Source organism: Mycobacterium sp. SMC-13, assembly GCF_045311035.1.
Taxonomy (GTDB): Bacteria; Actinomycetota; Actinomycetes; order Mycobacteriales; family Mycobacteriaceae; genus Mycobacterium.
On record NZ_JBJIAI010000016.1, the window covers coordinates 1 to 18,801 of the forward strand.

Here is an 18,801-nt window from a genome sequence, read left to right on the forward strand (position 1 = left end):
CCGTCGAGTTTGAAAACCGGATCAATCAGACGGCACAAGCCGCCTGACCCTGTGTCCACCAAACAGGGTCAAGCCCAGTGTTGCTTTCCTGGAGGCTGTGAACAGCGCGTTTACGTGCACCGCCAGAAGATGGGCGGGCAGAACGCAGAGGGTCGGCGTCAGAAAATCAACAACAACAACACGGCACGACGAAGCAGCGCCGCATGGGCATGCGCAGTTCTCCGTCGTGGGTCACGCCGCCTACCATACGGCACTCACGCAGAAAAGCCACGGCCGAATTCGTCACGGCAAACGGGTTTCAACCACGCTGCGCGCTAACCCTGTGGAGACCCCCGCAAAGCCGTATCGTGGCCGCCGCATCCCCACCACAACCCGTCGGAGGTAGCCCCCCATGACGTCTGCGCAGAACGAATCGCAGGCCCTCGGCGATCTCGCCGCAAGGCAGCTAGCCAATGCCACCAAGACAGTTCCACAACTGTCGACCATCACCCCGCGATTCCTGCTGCACCTGCTGAGCTGGGTACCGGTCGAGGCGGGCATCTACCGCGTCAACCGCGTGGTGAACCCCGAACAGGTCGCCATCGCTGCCGAGCAGGGTTCGGGTACCGAGGATCCGCTGCCCGAGACCTACGTCGACTACGAGACCAGCCCGCGCGAGTACACGCTGCGGTCCATCTCGACGCTGCTCGACGTCCACACCCGGGTATCGGACCTTTACTCCAGCCCACATGACCAGGTCGCCCAGCAGCTGCGCCTGACCATCGAGACCATCAAGGAACGCCAGGAGTCCGAGCTGATCAACAACCCGGAGTACGGGTTGCTGTCGCAGGTCACCCCCGAGCAGACCATCCAGACGCTGCGCGGCACCCCCACCCCAGATGACCTCGACTCACTCATCACCAAAGTGTGGAAGACCCCCGCCTTCTTCCTGACCAACCCGCTCGGGGTTGCGGCGTTCGGCCGGGAAGCAACCCGTCGCGGCGTGCCGCCACCAGTCGTCAGCCTGTTCGGCGCCCAGTTCATCACCTGGCGCGGCATCCCGATCATCCCGTCGGACAAGGTGCCCGTCGTGGACGGCAAAACCAAGTTCATCCTGGTCCGCACCGGCGAGGAGCGTCAGGGCGTGGTCGGCCTGTTCCAGCCGGGTCTGGTCGGCGAGCAGGCCCCGGGCCTGTCGGTCCGCTTCACCGGCATCAACCGGTCGGCCATCGCGTCCTACCTGGTCACGCTGTACTCGTCGCTGGCGGTTCTCACCGACGATGCGCTGGCGGTCCTCGAGGACGTCGGAGTGGACCACTTCCATGAGTACAAGTGATCTGCCACTGAGCGGGAGCGAACAAACGGCACTGAGCGAGGCCCAACTCTCGGCACTGGCCAGCCAGATCTACGCCACCAGCCTTCGCCCCGGTCCGGACAGCCCGCCGGTGACCACACAGGTGGCGCCGCGCGGGGTGGCCCGGGATGCGACCACCGGGACGTCGGCGGCTGCCACCGCGGCCGGTCTGGCCCACCCGGGCACGCCGGGCGAGTTCGTCTCGGTGCCGGAGCTGTTCGCGCCGGCCCCGACTTCGCCTGGGCCGGAAGGGATTCCGCCGGGCACGGCGCCGGTCGCGCCGCGGGGTAACGCGGTGAGCCCGGTCGCACCGTTCGGTGGGCTGGAGTCGTTCGCGGTGCCGTCGGGTCTGGTCCCGACGGTGCCGGGGGTGTTGGCTTCGGGTCCGCCATCGGCTCCGGTCGCGCCGAGGGGCTCGGCACCGACCTGGCCAGGCACGGTGCCCTCTGTACCGGAGCTGAACTGGTCCGGCGCACCGGCTCCCTCGGAGGATGCGGGAAGCTACTACTTCCTCCAGCCACCCACAGAATCCGTTGCTGCCGAACCGGTTCCGGTGGTGCCGGACGACCACGAGGTCTTCGACGTCAACGCGATCCGGGCCGACTTCCCGATCCTCAAGGAGACGGTCAACGGCAAGCCGCTGATCTGGTTCGACAACGCGGCCACGACGCAGAAGCCACAGTCGGTCATCGACCGGCTGGCGTACTTCTACGCCCACGAGAACTCGAACATCCACCGGGCCGCGCATGAACTGGCGGCACGGGCCACGGATGCCTACGAGGATGCCCGCGAGGCGGTCCGGCGGTTCATCGGCGCGTCGAAGACCGAAGAGATCATCTTCGTCCGCGGCACGACCGAGGCCATCAACCTGGTGGCGTACTCGTGGGGTGGCAAGCACCTGGGCCCGGGTGACGAGATCGTCATCACCCACCTGGAGCACCACGCCAACATCGTTCCGTGGCAGCTGATCGCGAAGCAGACGGGCGCGGTCATCAAGGTCGCCCCGGTCGACGACGCCGGCAACCTGCTGCTCAGCGAGTTCGAGGACCTGTTGGGACCGCGGACGAAACTGGTTGCTGCCACGCAGGTTTCGAATGCGCTGGGCACGGTGACGCCGGTCAAGACGATCGTCGAGCTGGGTCACCGCTACGGGGCCAGGGTGCTGATCGACGGGGCGCAGTCCATCCCGCACGTCCCGATCGACGTGGCCGAACTCGGCGCGGATTTCTTCGTGTTCTCCGGGCACAAGATCTACGGGCCGACGGGCATCGGCGTGCTGTACGGCCGCGAGGACGTGCTTGCCGAAACCCCGCCGTGGCAGGGCGGCGGCAACATGATCGCCGACGTGACGCTGGAGCGTTCGGTGTTCCAGGGACCGCCCAACAAGTTCGAGGCCGGCACCGGCAACATCGCCGACGCGGTCGGCCTCGGCGAGGCGATCCGCTACGTGGAACGTGTTGGCATCGAACGGATTGCGGCCTACGAGCACGCTCTGCTGGAATACGCCACCCCGCGGTTGGCGGCCATTCCGGGAGTGCGGCTGGTCGGCACGGCCGACGAGAAGGCCAGCGTGCTGTCCTTCGTGTTGGCCGGGCACGAGCCGCTCGAGGTCGGCAAGGCGCTCAACGCCGAAGGCATCGCGGTGCGGGCCGGGCACCACTGCGCCCAGCCCATCCTGCGGCGCCTGGGACTCGAGGCGACGGTGCGTCCGTCGTTCGCGTTCTACAACACGTTCGAGGAGATCGACGTGTTCATCGATGCGGTCCGCCGCATCGCGGAGGGCTCGCCCTAACCCTCACAAACAAGACGCAGATGCCCCTGACACGCCCGGCGTGTCAGGGGCATCTGTGCTTTGGCGGCAGCTCGAGAAAGGCGTACCCACCTGCGGGTTTGCGGTATATATTGGAAGAGTGACCAGGGGCTGCGGCACCAGGTGTGACGTCACGGACCGGCAGTCCGCCGGCCCCTCCCCTCTCGTTGGGCCCAATCGTTCCCGACATCCAGGCCGCGCCTAGGGCCGTCCCCGACGCTGCGTGCGAGTCGACCGGTGCGGACGTCGTCACCGGATCATTCCGAGAATCGGAGGACAGGATGAAGCGCTATCTGACACTTGGTTACGGCGTGCTGTGTTACGCGGTGTTCCTGGCCTCGTTCCTCTACGCCGTCGGCTTCGTGGGCAACGTGGTGGTACCCCGCACCGTCGACCACGGCATAACCGCGTCGATCGGCGAGGCCGTCGTGGTCAACCTGATCCTGCTCGGGCTGTTAGCGGTGCAACACAGCGTGATGGCCCGGCCGGCGTTCAAACGGATGTGGACGCGCGTCGTGCCGCAGGCCATCGAGCGCAGCACCTACGTGCTGATGTCGAGCCTGCTGCTGGGCTTGCTGTACTGGCAATGGCGGACCATGCCACAGGTCGTCTGGCACGTCACCGCACCGGCCGGGCGCTACGTGCTGCTCACGCTGTTCTGGGTGGGCTGGGCGATCGTGCTGATGTCGACGTTCATGATCAGCCACGTCGATCTGTTCGGGCTGCGCCAGGTGTATCTGGCGTGGCGCGGAGAACCCTACCGGGACTTGCCTTTCCGGACCACGATGTTCTATCGCGTGGTGCGGCACCCGATCATGGTCGGCTTCATCATCGCGTTCTGGGCCACCCCGATGATGACGGCGGGACATCTGCTGTTCTCGCTCGCCACCACCGGGTACATCCTGATCGCGATCCAGCTCGAGGAGCACGACCTGGTGGCCGGCCTCGGAGCCCCGTACCGGGACTACCGCGCCGAGGTGCCGATGATGATCCCGGGACTACACCCGCACCATCACTCAGCAGGACCGCGTCACGCGGTCTGACCCGATGGCGGAGGCCGCCTAATTGCCTTGTCCCCCACGCCCGAGCGCGGCGAAGTCGGGTACCGGGTCGGTGCCGTTGATCAGGTGATCGCCGAGGATGCGCGCCTTGTACACCCGCGGGTTGTGCGAGGCCAGTGTGCGGGCGTTGCGCCAATGCCGGTCCAGGCCAAGCACTTCGGACACCCCGGACGCACCGAGCGCGTCGAAGATCGTCGTGGTCGCGCGCAGGGCGGCCGCGATGATCACCAGCTGCGCCTGGGACACGGCCACCTCCGCCGCGACCAGGCGGAGCCGCGCGCCGTCGTCGTCTCCGGCGATGCGGTCCAGCGCCTCGCCGGCCTTGGCGAGCGCGGCTTCCGCCGCGAACGCGTCGGCCGACACCTCACCGATGACGGCCAACAACTGTGCGTCCTGCGCGGGCACCTCGGTCAGCCCCTGCGGGTAGTTGCGCTTGCGGCCGACCAGAGCCACCGAGCCGTCGCGCAGCGCGGCCCGCGTGATTCCGGTCAGCACCGACAACATCGCGATCTGGTAGAAGTGGCCCTGATAGGCGAACCGTTCGGCGGCCGGAAACACGTCGCCGCGTTCGGCCCGCACCCGCTCATAGCGGGCGGTCCCGCTGGCCGTGGTGCGCTGGCCGAAGCCGTCCCAGTCGTCGACCAGCGTGACGCCGGGGCCATCGGCGCGCACCAGTGCGGTGAGCAGTTCGCCGTCATCACCGCGGCCGAGCACATCGAGCCAATCCGCGTAAAGACTGCCCGTGGCATAGAATTTCGTGCCCGTCACCCGGTAGTGGTCGCCCTCGGTGGTGACGGTGCTGACCAGGTTGGCGAGCGTGACGTTGTTGGCCTCCGTCCAGCCGCCGCCGACGAATTCACCGGCCCGGAACCGGTTGATCCAGACGTCATTGGTGTCGGATACCGGTGCGTTCAGCCGGTCCTCGACGAAGGCCAGATGGTTGCGCCAGATGTGCGCGACGTTGGCATCGGCCTCCCCGAGGTCGGCGAGCAGCAGGAAGACCTGCTGCAGCGAGGCGCCGAAACCGCCACGGTCCACCGGGATTCGCAACGTACCGAACCCCGCTTCATTGAGCAGGCTCACCTGCTCGTGCGGAAACGTCCGCGTACGTTCGCGGTCCAGATTCGCCTCGGCGATCTTGGCGAACACCGGCGCGAAATGCGCCCGTAGGTCGTCGAGATCGGCGGTCGGAGTCTGCAGATAGTTTGCGGTGGAACTCATTTGGCGGATCCTTCGAAGTCGATGCGGTACGCGGACTGGTGCTCGACCGCGACGTATCCCAGTCGGGCGTACAGCAGATGTGCCTTGCTCGCGTTGTTGATATCGGTGCCCAGCGACGCGATCGACAGGCCGCGGCGCAGCGCCGCCAGCCAGATCTTGCGCAGCAGGAATTCACCGATTCCGCGCTTGCGTTGGTCTGCGCGCACCCCGATGTAGTCGGTGTGCGCGCTGCGCTCCTCGACGTCGCCGATCAGGTGGGTGTAGGTCGAGCCCAGCACGTACCCGACCACCTCGCCCGCTTCGTTGACCACCGCGTTACTGAAATCCGGTGTGAAAGCACGGCTCTCGATGTGGTGGGCGAAGCTCTCCGGCGTCTTGGACATGTTGCCGAAGTGCTCGAGGAAGGTGTCGAACTGCAAGCTGCGCACCTGTTCGATCAGGCCCCGCTCGGTCACCTCCGGCCAGCTCAGCAACGTGAGTCCGGGCAGCGTCAGCGCCTGCAGCTGCTCGGCGTCCTCGTCGTCGAGGGACTTGCGGGTCCGGATGAAGCGGCCTTCCTCGGTGGCACCGAGTCGGATCAGCGCATCGAGGGCGGTCTGCTGCGTGGGCCCGATGAAGCTGCGCAGGAACGCTTTCGGGATCACGGCGGCTTCCCGTTCGAACCGGGCGTGAACCGCCGCCACAGTGGCGTCGACGACGTCGTGCGCGGTGGCCGGGTCGAAGACGAAGTCCGCCAGGAACTCCGGGGCCTGCCCGTGCGGCTCGTGCAATGCGGCGTAGCCCCGGACGCGCTGCGCTTCGTCGTGCACCACCAGTAGCGCGTCGGGTAGGGCGTCGTCGAATTGTTCGGCGATATCACGGGAATCAGCCGCGAACTTGCGTCCACCGATGCCGACCGTGGTGGCCAGGAAATCGGCGATCTGTGGATGGTCGATCGGCGTCGCGGGCGTCACCGTCCAGCTTGTCACGCGGCGTTCTGCTTCCAGTGTCACGGCGCCACCGGTTCCTTGTCGCGATCCGGCTCACGATCGTCATCGGCACTCGTCTGCTCGGCCCGGTGATCGAGCACCTCGAGGATGCCTTCGTCGATCAGCCGCTGCTGCTCGGATTCGGACAGGGTCTGAATGCTGCCGATCCGACGGGCCACCTCAGGCCGGGTGCGCTTGAGGTACCAGTACCAGGCCAGCCCGGCCAGCAGGATGCCCGCATAGATGAGCGGCAGGATGTTGAACGGGAACTTCGGTGCGGGATAGAAATTGCTGAAGATGACGTACCCGATGGCCAGCGTCGCGGCCACGGACACGGCCAGCCGCACCGGGGTGAGGGCCCGAATCTTGTACAGCCAGATGGGTGTTGCGACGACGACCAGCAGGTAGCTGACCAGGAATCCCCAATTGGCCACGAAAGCGCCGTAGACGTCGAACACCACGCGGCCGGCCGAACTCACAGTGGCCACCACCGAGAAGACGAAGGACAGCACGCCGATGAAGGCGATGCCGACCCACGGCGTCTTGTACTTGGGATGCACCTTGGTCAACGCGGCCGGCAGCGCACCCTCGTGGGCGAAGGTGAACAGCGACCGTGCCGCGGCGGTGGCCACCGCGGTGACGAAGACGATGAACGCGATCGCCACGGTTGCGCTGACGACCTGGTTCACCCAGTGCACACCGGTGGAGTCCGCGAGCTGCGGCAGGATCGCCTTGTCACCGTCGATCGAGTTGAAGTGCAGGATCTGCGGATAGGTCGACACGACGTAGAGCACACCCAGCAGCAGCACTACCCGCAGCAGGGAGCGGGCGATATTGCGGTGGGCGTCTTTGGCTTCGGCGCCGAGCGACGCGACACTCTCGAAGCCGGCGTATGAACCGACGGCCGATACCGCGGCTATAAAAGTGGTACTGCTGCCCAGGTGTGCCGGGTTCCACTGCTCCCAGTCGACGCGGAATCCATAGCCGACATACGAGGCGACGATGATCACCAGGATCGACGCGATGGCGATCAGCTCGAAGACCAACTCGTACTTGGCTGCGATGGATGCTCCGCGGAACGGCAGGTACGTCGCGACGCCGACGATGACCACCACCAGCAGCAGCCGGAACCACGTTGCCTGCGAACCCAATCCGATGGATTCCAGGAACGAGTCGAGGTAGACGACGCCGCCCAGGGTGCCGGTGGTGGCGAAGCCGATGTATCCGATCAGCAGGCTGAAACCGGCCGTGTAGGCGAATCCCGGGCCGAGCCCGTTACCGGTGTAGGTGCCCAGTGAGCCGGACGACACGGTGCGCTTGGCCTGGAAGCTGATGGTGGTGGCGATCAGCACGGTGATGGCCAAGCCGACGAGTACCGCCCAGGTGGCACCGCTGCCGGCGGCCACGAAAAGAGAGAAGGGCACCGACGCCAGCGCCACACTGGGTGCGGCGGCCGCCAGGCCCTGCGCGAAGACGCCCCAGAATCCCAGCGCGTCCTTCTGTAAACCGTGACCTTGCGCGGAGGCCAGTGCGCGACCGGCCAGTTCTACGCGATTCGGTGCGGACACCTTGCCTGCCTTTCCACCCTGCGTATCGCGTAATGCGTTGCCGCACAGGTATTTACCGATCCATTACGTGATATTCACTTTCTCTCAGTCCCGGTCGATACGGCAGCGATCAAATCGACGGGATTCTTTGGTGCCGGAACGTGGCGCCGGGATGATCGTCGGGCAGCAGCGCGGACGCGCCGCCGAAAATCCGCTGTCGCAGCGTCTCCGAAGAACCGGCTTCCCGCGCTCGACCGCGCCGACGCAGCTCGGGGATCAGGTGTTCGGCGACATCGACGAAGCTGCCGGGGGTGATGTGATACGAGATGTTGAAGCCGTCGACGCCCGCGCGCTCCGCGTAACTTTCCAGGTCGTCGGCGACGGTGCGGCCGGAGCCGACGAACAGCGCGCCCCCGAAGCCGCCGAGCCCACCGGCATAGTCACGCAACGTAAGACGCTGGCGGGCATCGGGATCAGCCACGGCGGCCAGGATCGACCGGCTCGCGTCGGTGTCGAACTGTTCGATCGGCCGGTCCACGCCGTAGCCGGACCAGTCGACACCCGACAGCGCCGACAGCAGCACCAGACCGGCTTCGAGATCGTGGTAGCGCGCCAGTTCGTCGGCCTTCGCCCGCGCGGCGGCATCGGTGCTGCCGGTGACGATCTCGACCGAGGTCAGGAACTTGATGGCGTCCGGACGCCGTCCGTATTGCACTGCGCGGCGCCGGATGTCGGCGATGTTGGCACGCAACACCTCCGGCCGGGGATCGCTGGCGAACACCAATTCGGCATTGCGCGCCGCGAATTCCCTTCCCGCCGTCGATGTTCCGGCCTGGAACAACACGGGAGTGCGTTGCGGGGACGGTTCGACCAGATGCGCACCCGGCACGCTGAAGTAGCGGCCGCGATGCCCGATGGGGTGCACCTTGTCGGCGTCGGTGTAGACGCCGCGATCACGGTCGCGCACTACCGCGTCGGGTTCCCAGGACCCTTCCCACAGCTTGTAGGTGACCTCGAGGAATTCCTGCGCCATCGCGTACCGCTCATCGTGCGGGATCTGCCGGTCGCGGCCGATGATGTTGCGGGCGGCGCTGTCCAGCAGCGAGGTGACGATGTTCCACCCGATCCGCCCACCGGTGAGGTGGTCGAGCGTACTGAACTTGCGCGCCAGCAGATACGGACTCTCGTACGTGGTGGACACCGTGATGCCGAAGCCGAGCTGCTCGGTGGCGGCCGCCATCGCCGACACCGCCAGCAGTGGGTCGGTGACCGGGGTCTGTACCGCGCCGGTGAGTGCCGCCTGCGCGCTGCCACCGAAGACGTCGAGCTGGCCGACCGCGTCGGCGATGAAGAGCAGGTCGAAGCCGCCGGACTCCAGGAGCTGCGCGAGTTCCACCCAGTACCGGAGGTCGGTGTACCGGGACGTCTGGTCCTGCGGGTGGCGCCACATCCCGAAATTGCCGTGCGACACCGTCGACATGGTGAAACCGGCCAGGACGAAGGGCTCCGTCATCGGGCGGGGACCTCAAGCCCGAGATGCGATCGCAACGTCGTGCCCGCGTACTCGTGGCGGAACAGGCCGCGCTTGCGCAGCACCGGCACCACCTGATCGACGAACAACTCGACCTGACCGGGCAATCCCGAGTCGCGGAGGACGAAACCGTCTGCGGCGCCCTCGCTGAACCACGCCTCGAGTTCGTCGGCGATGCGCTCCGGGGTGCCGACGACGCCGGCACCCCAGCCGTTGACGGTGCGATACAGGAAGTCGCGCACCGTCGGGCTTTCCGCGGCCAGCGCGCGATATCCGGCCAGCGCAGTCTGGTGCGTCTGCGTCGATTCGGGGAACGCCGAGGCGGGCACGGGACCGTCGAGGTCGGCGCCGACGACGTCGACTTCGACCTCGAGCAGCCAGGCTGCTTGATACTCGGGACTGAAGTACTCGTACTCGTCGCGTTCGGCGCGGCGCGCCTCGTCCTCGGTCGAGCCGATGACGTACCGGAACGACGGGGTGATCAGCGGTGGTGTGCGGCGGCCGAGACGCCGGGCCTCCTGGTGGATTTGCCGGTAGAACTCTTGCGCCCGTTCGCGATTGCCGTGGCTGGTGAAGATGACCTCGGCGTGCTGGGCAGCGAAAGTCCTCCCGGTGGTTGATGCTCCGGCCTGGAAGATCACCGGCTGGCCCTGCGCGGAGCGCGACGCGCCCAGCGGGCCCGTCACATCGAAGTACTTGCCGTGATGAGCTGCCGCACGAATCGTGTTGACATCGTGGAACACTCCCGCGGCCCGGTCCTCGATGATGGTGTCCTCGCCCCAGCCGTCCCAGAGTTTGCGGACCACGTCGAGCGCTTCTTCGGCGATCGCGTAGCGCTCGTCGTGATCGACGACGCCGTTCGCGCTGAAGTTGTCGGCGGCCGCGCGAGCGAAGCTGGTGACCAGATTCCACCCGGCTCGCCCGCCGCTGAGGTGATCGAGCGAAAGCAGCTGCCGCGCCAGGTGGAACGGATGCTGCAGCGTTGCCGAGCCGGTGACCACCAGACCGATGTGGTCGGTCACCGACGACAGCGCGGATGGCGCGGTGAGTGGTTCGAAATCCTCGGGAATCTTGTACGCCCAAGTCGCCGGCGGCCCGTAGTTCAGCCCGTCGGCGAAGAACAGTGCGTCGAAGGTGCCCGCTTCCGCCAGCTGCGCGTGCTTGATGAGCCGGCGCCGCACACCCGCGGTGCTGTTGTCCGCCTCGGGATGCCGCCACGGACCGGCAGAACGGGTGTTGCCGAAGGCCAGAAGGTGAAGTTCTTTCGACACACCGTGCAAGCTACGACGCGATGCGCCCGGCACCCAGGTTTGCACTCAGAACGATGCGAAGCTCTCGCGATTTGTGCACGATTTTCCGCGGTCACCGCGGAAAATCGTGCACAAATCCCTACTTCTTGGGCTTGTCTCCGGCAGCATCAGTTGATAACGCGGCGACGAAGGCCTCCTGCGGAACCTCAACTCGGCCAATGGTTTTCATGCGCTTCTTGCCCTCCTTCTGCTTCTCGAGCAGCTTGCGCTTACGGGTGATGTCACCGCCGTAGCACTTGGAGAGCACGTCCTTGCGTATGGCCCGGATGTTCTCGCGCGCAATGATTCTCGAGCCGATCGCGGCCTGCACCGGGACCTCGAACTGCTGACGCGGGATCAGCTCCTTGAGCTTGGTCGTCATCTTGTTGCCGTACGCCGACGCCGAATCCTTGTGCACGATGGCGCTGAACGCGTCGACGGCCTCGCCCTGCAGCAGGATGTCGACCTTCACCAGATCGGCCTCCTGTTCGCCGGCCTCCTCGTAGTCCAGCGACGCGTAGCCGCGCGTGCGGGACTTCAGCGAGTCGAAGAAGTCGAAGATGATCTCGCCGAGCGGCATGGTGTAGCGCAGCTCGACGCGCTCCGGGGACAGGTAGTCCATGCCCTGCAGTTCACCGCGGCGGGACTGACAGAGCTCCATGATGGTGCCGATGAACTCGCTGGGCGCGATCACCGTCGTCTTCACGACGGGCTCGAAGACGCTGCGCACCTTGCCTTCCGGCCAGTCCGACGGGTTGGTGACGACCATCTCGGTGTTGTCGTCCTTGATCACCCGGTAGACCACGTTGGGCGACGTGGAGATCAGGTCCAGGTTGAACTCGCGCTCGAGGCGCTCGCGGGTGATCTCCATGTGCAGCAGACCCAGGAAGCCGCAGCGGAAGCCGAAGCCAAGGGCCACAGAGGTTTCCGGCTCGTAGGTCAGAGCCGCGTCGTTGAGCTGGAGCTTGTCGAGGGCATCGCGCAGGTTCGGGTAGTCCGACCCGTCGACGGGGTACAGGCCCGAGTAGACCATCGGCTTGGGCTCGCGGTAGCCCGTCAACGCGTCGGTGGCGCCCTTGCGGGCCGTCGTCACCGTGTCACCGACCTTGGACTGACGGACGTCCTTCACGCCGGTGATGAGGTAACCCACCTCGCCGACGCCGAGACCCTCGGAGGCCTTGGGCTCGGGCGACACGATGCCGACCTCGAGCAGTTCGTGCGTCGCACCGGTCGACATCATCGCGATCTTCTCGCGCGGGACGATCTTGCCGTCCACCACCCGGACGTAGGTCACCACGCCGCGGTAGATGTCGTAGACCGAGTCGAAGATCATCGCGCGGGTCGGGGCATCCGGGTCGCCGGTCGGTGCCGGAATCTGGCGGACGACGGCGTCGAGCAGCTCCTTGACGCCCTCACCGGTCTTGCCGGACACCCGCAGCACGTCCGACGGCTCACAGCCGATGATGTGCGCGATCTCACCCGCGTAGCGGTCCGGGTCGGCGGCCGGCAGGTCGATCTTGTTGAGCACGGGGATGATCGTCAGATCGCGGTCCAGCGCCAGGTACAGGTTGGCCAGCGTCTGCGCCTCGATGCCCTGCGCGGCGTCGACGAGCAGCACGGCGCCCTCACAGGCCTCCAGCGCGCGCGACACCTCGTAGGTGAAGTCGACGTGGCCCGGGGTGTCGATCAGGTGCAGGACGAACTCCTCGTCACCGACCTTCCAGGGCAACCGGACGTTCTGCGCCTTGATCGTGATGCCGCGCTCACGCTCGATGTCCATGCGGTCCAGGTACTGCGCGCGCATCGACCGGTCGTCGACGACGCCGGTGAGCTGCAGCATGCGGTCGGCCAGGGTGGACTTGCCGTGGTCGATATGGGCGATGATGCAGAAGTTCCGAATCTGCGCCGGCGCAGTGAACGTCTTGTCGGCGAAACTGCTGATGGGAATCTCCTGGTGACGATGGGTCTGCGCGTATCACGCGCGGCTACCAGGGTATCTAGCGAGGACCCCGGCGACTAAATCGCGGCCCGGAAACTCCCCTATGCTCGATGCCATGGCGTCGCAGTGGAGGACGTTCCAGCGTCTGGCGGAACAACTGGTGTTCAACGAGGCGCCCAAGCTCATCCGCACCTTGCAGCAGCCCGACGGGCTGTCCCGGACCATTCAGCAGGGCATCCGGTTCGGCATCGAGGTGGGCCTGACGGCGCTCGGCGCCGTCCCGACGGAAACCCAGGCGGCCATCACCGCCGGACGCCCGATCACCGAGACCATCGTCCCCACCGCGCACCGCGCCCGCCGCATCGTCTACTCCCCCGACCTGGACGGCCAGGCCGACCCGGGCGAGATCGTCTGGACCTGGGTCGTCTACGAAGACGACCCGACGCGCGGCAAGGACCGTCCGGTGCTGGTCGTGGGCCGCGACCGCAGCACCTTGCTGGGGCTGATGCTGTCCAGCCAGGACCGCCACCAGGGCGACGCCGACTGGGTGGGCATCGGATCAGGCAGCTGGGACTACGAAGGTCGCGCCAGCTGGGTGCGCCTCGACCGCGTGCTCGACGTGCCGGAGGAAGGCATCCGCCGCGAAGGCGCGATCCTCGACCGCGAGAAGTTCGAGATCATCGCCGCCCGCCTCCGCGCCAGTTACTCCTGGCGCTAGCCCCGAGCCCCCTCTCCCGCTAGCCCCCTTCCCGCGAGCGGCCGTGTTTGTACGGCGACACGCCGCTATTGGCGTGCACTCAGGGGCCGCTCGCGCCCGTCGAGCGTGCGTTGACCGCGCGTTGAGCGGGCTCAGCGCGCCGGACGCCACATCGGAATCAGGCTCGGCCCGCCGTTCGGCAGCGTCATCTCGCCCGTGACCTCGAACCCGAAGCGCTCGTAGTACGGCACGTTCACCGGGTTGCTCGATTCCAGATAGGCCGGGGCATGTTCGGCGTCGACGCGGTCCAGCCGGGACCGCATGAGGGCCTGCCCGTACCCGCCGCCGCGCACCGTCGGGTCGCTGCCGATCACCGCGAGGTACCAATGCGGCTCCTCCGGGTGGTGCTTCTTCATCAGCTCCGCGGCCGCCTGGCCGCGCAGCACCGCGGTGCCGAACGTCAACAGCATCATGGGCACGGCCCGCAGCTCGGCGCCGCGCGTCTGCTGCCACTTGCCCGGGGGATCCCACAACGCCGCCGCGCCGATGCCGTCCCCCGACAAGGCCACCTCGACGCCGCCGTGGCCCAAGTGCTGGTACTTGGTGAGCGCCGTGAACAGGCGTGGCAGCCGGCGTCGGCGCAGCCCATCGTCGGGCAGCATCCACGTCATCACCGGGTCGTCGGCGAATGCGCGGGCAAGGGTGTGCGACAAGCCGCCGATGTCGGAACGGGTGGCCGCCCGGGTCTGGATTTCACGCATGCCGCCAGCTTGCCGTGAATCGCCCCGCCGGTGCAGGCGTCGCCGACAATTCACGCCCGCTCGCCGCCGGTGAGCGCCCCCGAATTGCCCGCCGAACTCGGCGTGTCGCCGTGCAGACACGGCCGCTCGCGGGAAGTGGCGACGGGAAAGTCAGCCGCCCTGGGTGATGTAGTCCTGCAGGTGCTGCTGCTCGGTCTCGAGCTCTTCCATCCGCGTCTTGACGACGTCGCCGATGCTGACGATGCCGGCCAGCCGGCCGTCGTCGAGGACGGGCACGTGCCGCACCCGGTTCTGCGTCATCAGCACCACCAGGTGGTCGACGGTGTCGCGCGGCGTGCACGTCGCCAGGACCGTCGTCATGATCTCCGAAACCGGCTGGCCCAGTAGGCCGCCGCCGCGCTTGTGCAGCTCGCGCACGACGTCGCGCTCGGACACGATGCCGGCCAATCCGTCGTCCCCGACGACCACCATGGCACCGATGTTCAACGCCGCGAGGCTGGCCAGGAGTTGCGACACCGTGGTCTCCGGGGCGATGGTCGCTACCGCGGCACCCTTGTTGCTCAGTACGTCCGCGATCCGCATCGCCCGCCTCCGATCGTGATCCACCTCACATCCATGGTAGTCGGCGACTGAGAGTGCGCGGCGAAAGTCAAGCGAGCCGGGTGATTTCCACGACGACGTCCAGGTCGGTGGAACCCTCGCCCGAGTAGATGCCCTTCAGCGGGGTGACGTCCGCATAGTCCCGCCCCACCGCGACGGTCACGTACTGCTCGTTGATCTCGACGTCGTTGGTCGGGTCGTAGTCCCACCAGCCGCCGGTCCAGGCCTGCACCCACGCGTGGCTCTGGCCTTCGATGGTGTCGCCGACCTCCGCCCGGCGCTGCGGATGCAGGTAACCGGACACATAGCGGGCCGGAATCCCCATGCCGCGCAGCAGGATCAACGTCAGGTGCGCGAAGTCCTGACAGACGCCCTTGCCCTCACGCAGCGCGTCCAGTCCGGACGAGTGCACACCCGTGGTGCCCGGCACGTAGTCCAATTCGGTGTTGACCCAGTTCGCCGCGGCGATCACGGCCTCCTGCGGGTCGTAGTACTTCATGATCCGCTGGCCGACGCGCTGCAGCCGCTTGCTGACCGGCGTGTACCGGGTCGGGACGAGCAGCTCGTCGAACCGGTCGCGCACGCCGGCGCCTGCCAGGTCGTCCCACGTGACGAGTTCCGCGGGCATTTCGCCCTTGTCGGTCTCGACGACCGAGGACGACGTCACCTCCAACTCGGTGTGCGGTGCGTGCAGATCGAAGGCCGTCACCGCGGTGCCCCAGTAGTCGATGTACCGGTACGAGCGGGTGGCCGGCGTGGTCTCGACGCGATTGAGGACGACGTTCTGCCGCGAGTCCGAGCGCGGCGTCAGACGGGCCTCGTTGAACGACGCCGTCACCGCCGACTTGTAGGCATACCCGGTGGCATGGACAACTCTGAGCCGCCACATATCAGATTTCACCTTCTTCGATAACCGATACCGGGTGGCCCGCGTCCGTCCATGCGACCCACGGCGCCGCGTGAAAGTACTCCAGCGCCAATGCTTCTCCGATTTCCCGGCAGCTGCGTTGCAGACCCGCCAGGCGATCCTCCAGGGAGTCCAGCAGCAGGCCCGGCTGCAGGAACTCCAATTCGCTGCGCGCCCGGCCGAGCAGGCGCTGCGCCTCGCCGGTGGCACCGATCCGGTCATGCGGCCGGTTGTGCAGTTCGTCCAGATGCCGCTCGGCCAATCGCAGCGAATAGAACACCGACCGCGGAAACAGCCTGTCCAGCAACATGAATTCGACGACCCGGCCGGCATCGAGCACGCCGCGGTAGGTCCGCAGGTAGGTGTCGTGGGCACCGGCCGAGCGCAGCACCGTCACCCACGCCGGCGACGACGCACTGTCACCGACGCGGGCCAGCAGCAGGCGCACGGTCATGTCGACACGCTCGATCGCCCGGCCCAGCATCATGAAGCGGTAGCCGTCGTCGCGCGACAGCGTCGAGTCGGCCAGGCCCGCGAACATCGCGGCGCGCCCTTCCACGAAGCTCAGGAACTCGTGCGGCCCAAGCCTTCTGGCGGCCCGCTCCCGCTCGGCGAGGGCGTTGTAGGTGGTGTTGAGGCACTCCCACATCTCGGTGGACGTGACTTCGCGTGCGCCGCGGGCGTTTTCACGCGCCGCCGAGATCGACTCGACGATCGAGTTCTGCGCGTCACCGCGGCCGAACGCGACGAGGTCGGTCAGCGACCACATGTCCAGCGGTGCCGCCGGCGGCTCGATCCCGAGGACCCGCAACAACGTTCGCGACGCCAGGTCGGGGTCGACGCTCGAGTCCTCCAACAGCTGGTGCACGGTGACGTCCAGGATGCGGGCGGTGTCGTCGGCCCGCTCGACGTAGCGGCCGATCCAGTACAGCGATTCCGCGTTGCGCGCCAACATCAGTACATCACCGCCTGTTGCTGTTGCTGCTGCTGTTGATGGGCAGTCTGGACGGCCTGCTGTGGGGGTCCCTCGTCGGCGGCCTGGCCGGCGGACGGCAGGGAGCGGACGACTTCGGCGGCGCCGAGCTCGTGGGTGGCGGTCGACGCCCGCGACGCCAGCACCCAGGTGTCCTTCGAGCCGCCACCTTGGCTGGAGTTGACGACCAGCGAGCCCTCCGGCAGGGCGACGCGGGTCAGGCCGCCGGGCAGCACCCAGACGTCGTCACCGTCGTTGACCGCGAAGGGCCGCAGATCGACGTGCCGGGGTGCCAGCTTGTCGCCGATGCGCGTCGGCACCGTCGACAGCTGCACGACGGGCTGGGCGATCCACCCGCGCGGGTCGGCGCGGACCTTCTTCGAGATCGCGGCGATCTCCTTCTCGGAGGCGTCCGGTCCGAAGACGATGCCGTAGCCGCCCGAGCCCTCGACGGGCTTGATCACCAGCTCGCGGATGCGGTCGAGCACTTCCTCGCATTCGTCCTCGAGCCAACAGCGGTAGGTGTCGACGTTCGCCAGCAGAGGCTTCTCGCCCAGGTAGTACTCGATGATGGTCGGCACGTAGGTGTAGACGAGCTTGTCGTCGCCGACACCGTTGCCCACGGCGCTGGAGATGACGACGTTGCCCGCGCGGGCCGCGTTGAGCAGCCCGGCGACGCCGAGCACCGTGTCGGGCCGGAACTGCATGGGGTCGAGGAACATGTCGTCGATGCGGCGGTAGATGACGTCCACCTGGCGCTCGCCTTCGGTGGTCCGCATGTAGACGACGTTGTCGCGACAGAACAGATCACGGCCCTCGACCAGCTCGACGCCCATCTGCCGGGCCAGCAGCGAGTGCTCGAAGTAGGCCGAGTTGTAGACGCCCGGGGTGAGGACCACCACAGTCGGGTCCGCTTCGTTCGACGCCGCCGCGTTGCGCAGCGCCCGCAGCAGGTGCGACGAGTAGTCACCGACCGCCCGCACCCGGTGCGTCGCGAAGAGGTTGGGGAAGACGCGGGCCATGGTGCGCCGGTTCTCCATCACGTAGGACACCCCCGACGGCGAGCGCAGGTTGTCCTCGAGCACCCGGAAGTCGCCCTTGTCGTCCCGGATCAGGTCGATGCCCGCGACGTGGATGCGGACGCCGTTGGGCGGGACGATCCCGGCGGCCTCGCGGTGGAAGTGCTCGCACGAGGTCACCAGCCGGCGCGGGATGACCCCGTCGCGCAGGATTTCCTGGTCGCCGTAGACGTCGTCGAGGTACATCTCGAGCGCCTTGACCCGCTGCTTGATGCCCTTTTCCAGCTTCGACCACTCGGCGGCCGAGATGACCCTGGGCACCAGGTCCAGCGGAAACGGCCGCTCCTGACCGGACAGCGAGAATGTGATGCCCTGGTCGGTGAACGCGCGGCCGAGCGCTTCCGACCGGGCTGCCAGCTCGGACGTGTCCGATGGCGCCAATTCGGCGAAGACGCCCTTGTAGAGACCCCGGACGGCACCCTGGGCGTCGAACATCTCGTCGTACGCGGCGGCATAACTGTCGACGTCGTCGTAGCCGTCGAACACACCGTCGTAGCGATTCCCTGGGGAGGTCGGCCGCGTCCGCGCGGGACCACTGTGCGATGTCCGTGGGCTCATGGCAGACATGCTGCATCAACCTGGCAGTTTCGGCAGGGCAACTTGGCATTCACGGATATGCTCGGGGTCGTCGCCGGCCAGTGCGCGCATGCCGCGCTTTGGGGTTTTCGCATGGACGCTGGTAACCTGAACAGTCGCTGCCCGTTGACGGGCGAAGAGCGCAGACTTAAGACCGAGCATGCTCGTCCCCGTGCATGCCCAAATTGAGATTTAGAAGGAACGACACGCGTGGCCAACATCAAGTCGCAGGAAAAGCGCATCCGCACCAACGAGCGTGCACGTCTGCGCAACCAGTCGGTGAAGTCGGCGCTGCGTACGGCCATCCGCGGTTTCCGTGAGGCCGTCGAGGCGGGCGAGAAGGAAAAGGCCGGCGAGCTGCTCGTCGCCACCAACCGCAAGCTGGACAAGGCCGCCACCAAGGGTGTCATCCACAAGAACCAGGCCGCCAACAAGAAGTCGGCGCTGACCCTGGCCTTCAACAAGCTCTGATCTGAGCCGGTAGCTTTCGCGAAACCGCGGCCCGTTCA

General features: G+C 67.0%; 16 protein-coding genes. 5 read left to right on the forward strand and 11 right to left on the reverse strand.

Annotated elements, in window-relative coordinates; genetic code table 11:
• The first annotated feature begins 391 nt into the window (after window positions 1–391).
• The 3 genes from ACJH6I_RS21410 (at window position 392) to mddA (ending at window position 4,186) form a co-directional block, all read left to right on the forward strand.
• On the forward strand, window positions 392–1,315 hold the full coding sequence (locus tag ACJH6I_RS21410) for a family 2A encapsulin nanocompartment shell protein (RefSeq protein ID WP_064860926.1): 924 nt from the start codon (window positions 392–394) through the stop codon (window positions 1,313–1,315).
• Window positions 1,302–3,125, forward strand: a complete 1,824-nt coding sequence (locus ACJH6I_RS21415; RefSeq protein ID WP_318985499.1) for a family 2A encapsulin nanocompartment cargo protein cysteine desulfurase — start codon at window positions 1,302–1,304, stop codon at window positions 3,123–3,125. The genes ACJH6I_RS21410 and ACJH6I_RS21415 overlap by 14 nt, the downstream gene beginning before the upstream one ends.
• A gap of 299 nt (window positions 3,126–3,424) precedes the next feature.
• On the forward strand, window positions 3,425–4,186 hold the full coding sequence (gene mddA, locus ACJH6I_RS21420; RefSeq protein ID WP_406784463.1) for a methanethiol S-methyltransferase: 762 nt from the start codon (window positions 3,425–3,427) through the stop codon (window positions 4,184–4,186).
• Window positions 4,187–4,204: 18 nt separating this feature from the next.
• Here mddA and ACJH6I_RS21425 read toward each other — a convergent pair whose 3' ends face one another.
• The 6 genes from ACJH6I_RS21425 to lepA form a co-directional block, all read right to left on the reverse strand.
• Entirely contained in the window at window positions 4,205–5,425 is a 1,221-nt protein-coding gene (locus ACJH6I_RS21425; protein ID WP_318985501.1) for an acyl-CoA dehydrogenase family protein, read from the reverse strand.
• Window positions 5,422–6,393, reverse strand: a complete 972-nt coding sequence (locus ACJH6I_RS21430) for a GNAT family N-acetyltransferase (RefSeq protein WP_406784464.1) — start codon at window positions 6,391–6,393, stop codon at window positions 5,422–5,424. The genes ACJH6I_RS21425 and ACJH6I_RS21430 overlap by 4 nt, the downstream gene beginning before the upstream one ends.
• A 20-nt stretch (window positions 6,394–6,413) precedes the next feature.
• A complete protein-coding gene (locus ACJH6I_RS21435; RefSeq protein WP_318985503.1) occupies window positions 6,414–7,961 on the reverse strand; it encodes an APC family permease in 1,548 nt (515 codons plus the stop codon).
• 109 nt (window positions 7,962–8,070) lie between these two features.
• Entirely contained in the window at window positions 8,071–9,453 is a 1,383-nt protein-coding gene (locus ACJH6I_RS21440; RefSeq protein ID WP_318985504.1) for an LLM class flavin-dependent oxidoreductase, read from the reverse strand.
• Window positions 9,450–10,742: an NtaA/DmoA family FMN-dependent monooxygenase gene (locus ACJH6I_RS21445; RefSeq protein WP_318985505.1), complete on the reverse strand. Its 1,293-nt coding sequence runs from the start codon at window positions 10,740–10,742 to the stop codon at window positions 9,450–9,452. The genes ACJH6I_RS21440 and ACJH6I_RS21445 overlap by 4 nt, the downstream gene beginning before the upstream one ends.
• A 118-nt stretch (window positions 10,743–10,860) precedes the next feature.
• Window positions 10,861–12,708 (reverse strand): translation elongation factor 4, encoded by a 1,848-nt coding sequence (gene lepA / locus ACJH6I_RS21450; RefSeq protein ID WP_318985671.1) that lies wholly within the window; start codon window positions 12,706–12,708, stop codon window positions 10,861–10,863.
• A gap of 94 nt (window positions 12,709–12,802) precedes the next feature.
• Here lepA and ACJH6I_RS21455 point away from each other — a divergent pair, with 94 nt between their 5' ends.
• Window positions 12,803–13,417: a type II toxin-antitoxin system PemK/MazF family toxin gene (locus tag ACJH6I_RS21455; RefSeq protein WP_318985506.1), complete on the forward strand. Its 615-nt coding sequence runs from the start codon at window positions 12,803–12,805 to the stop codon at window positions 13,415–13,417.
• Between the two features lie 131 nt (window positions 13,418–13,548).
• Here ACJH6I_RS21455 and ACJH6I_RS21460 read toward each other — a convergent pair whose 3' ends face one another.
• From ACJH6I_RS21460 to ACJH6I_RS21480, 5 genes are all read right to left on the reverse strand, one after another.
• Window positions 13,549–14,157, reverse strand: a complete 609-nt coding sequence (locus ACJH6I_RS21460) for a GNAT family N-acetyltransferase (RefSeq protein ID WP_318985507.1) — start codon at window positions 14,155–14,157, stop codon at window positions 13,549–13,551.
• A 150-nt stretch (window positions 14,158–14,307) separates the two neighbouring features.
• Window positions 14,308–14,739 carry a CBS domain-containing protein gene (locus tag ACJH6I_RS21465; RefSeq protein WP_064860038.1) on the reverse strand — a complete coding sequence of 144 codons (432 nt, stop codon included), beginning with the start codon at window positions 14,737–14,739 and terminating at the stop codon, window positions 14,308–14,310.
• A 67-nt stretch (window positions 14,740–14,806) separates the two neighbouring features.
• A complete protein-coding gene (locus tag ACJH6I_RS21470; protein ID WP_064986590.1) occupies window positions 14,807–15,646 on the reverse strand; it encodes a transglutaminase family protein in 840 nt (279 codons plus the stop codon).
• Window position 15,647: 1 nt separating this feature from the next.
• Entirely contained in the window at window positions 15,648–16,619 is a 972-nt protein-coding gene (locus ACJH6I_RS21475) for an alpha-E domain-containing protein (protein ID WP_346414391.1), read from the reverse strand.
• Window positions 16,619–18,274 (reverse strand): circularly permuted type 2 ATP-grasp protein, encoded by a 1,656-nt coding sequence (locus ACJH6I_RS21480; protein ID WP_346414390.1) that lies wholly within the window; start codon window positions 18,272–18,274, stop codon window positions 16,619–16,621. The genes ACJH6I_RS21475 and ACJH6I_RS21480 overlap by 1 nt, the downstream gene beginning before the upstream one ends.
• Window positions 18,275–18,502: 228 nt before the next feature.
• Here ACJH6I_RS21480 and rpsT point away from each other — a divergent pair, with 228 nt between their 5' ends.
• Complete coding sequence (gene rpsT / locus ACJH6I_RS21485; RefSeq protein ID WP_020102146.1) at window positions 18,503–18,763, forward strand: 30S ribosomal protein S20; 261 nt, start codon at window positions 18,503–18,505, stop codon at window positions 18,761–18,763.
• Window positions 18,764–18,801: the final 38 nt, after the last annotated feature.

Excerpts from the sequence above, each read along its gene's own strand:
- ACJH6I_RS21460 (WP_318985507.1), bottom strand. The coding sequence starts at position 14,157 with ATGCGTGAAATCCAGACCCGGGCGGCCACCCGTTCCGACATCGGCGGC.
- ACJH6I_RS21455 (WP_318985506.1), top strand. The coding sequence starts at position 12,803 with ATGCTCGATGCCATGGCGTCGCAGTGGAGGACGTTCCAGCGTCTGGCG.
- mddA (WP_406784463.1), top strand. The coding sequence starts at position 3,425 with ATGAAGCGCTATCTGACACTTGGTTACGGCGTGCTGTGTTACGCGGTG.
- ACJH6I_RS21470 (WP_064986590.1), bottom strand. The coding sequence starts at position 15,646 with ATGTGGCGGCTCAGAGTTGTCCATGCCACCGGGTATGCCTACAAGTCG.
- ACJH6I_RS21465 (WP_064860038.1), bottom strand. The coding sequence starts at position 14,739 with ATGCGGATCGCGGACGTACTGAGCAACAAGGGTGCCGCGGTAGCGACC.
- ACJH6I_RS21480 (WP_346414390.1), bottom strand. The coding sequence starts at position 18,274 with ATGAGCCCACGGACATCGCACAGTGGTCCCGCGCGGACGCGGCCGACC.
- ACJH6I_RS21440 (WP_318985504.1), bottom strand. The coding sequence starts at position 9,453 with ATGACGGAGCCCTTCGTCCTGGCCGGTTTCACCATGTCGACGGTGTCG.
- ACJH6I_RS21415 (WP_318985499.1), top strand. The coding sequence starts at position 1,302 with ATGAGTACAAGTGATCTGCCACTGAGCGGGAGCGAACAAACGGCACTG.
- ACJH6I_RS21410 (WP_064860926.1), top strand. The coding sequence starts at position 392 with ATGACGTCTGCGCAGAACGAATCGCAGGCCCTCGGCGATCTCGCCGCA.
- ACJH6I_RS21475 (WP_346414391.1), bottom strand. The coding sequence starts at position 16,619 with ATGTTGGCGCGCAACGCGGAATCGCTGTACTGGATCGGCCGCTACGTC.
- ACJH6I_RS21425 (WP_318985501.1), bottom strand. The coding sequence starts at position 5,425 with ATGAGTTCCACCGCAAACTATCTGCAGACTCCGACCGCCGATCTCGAC.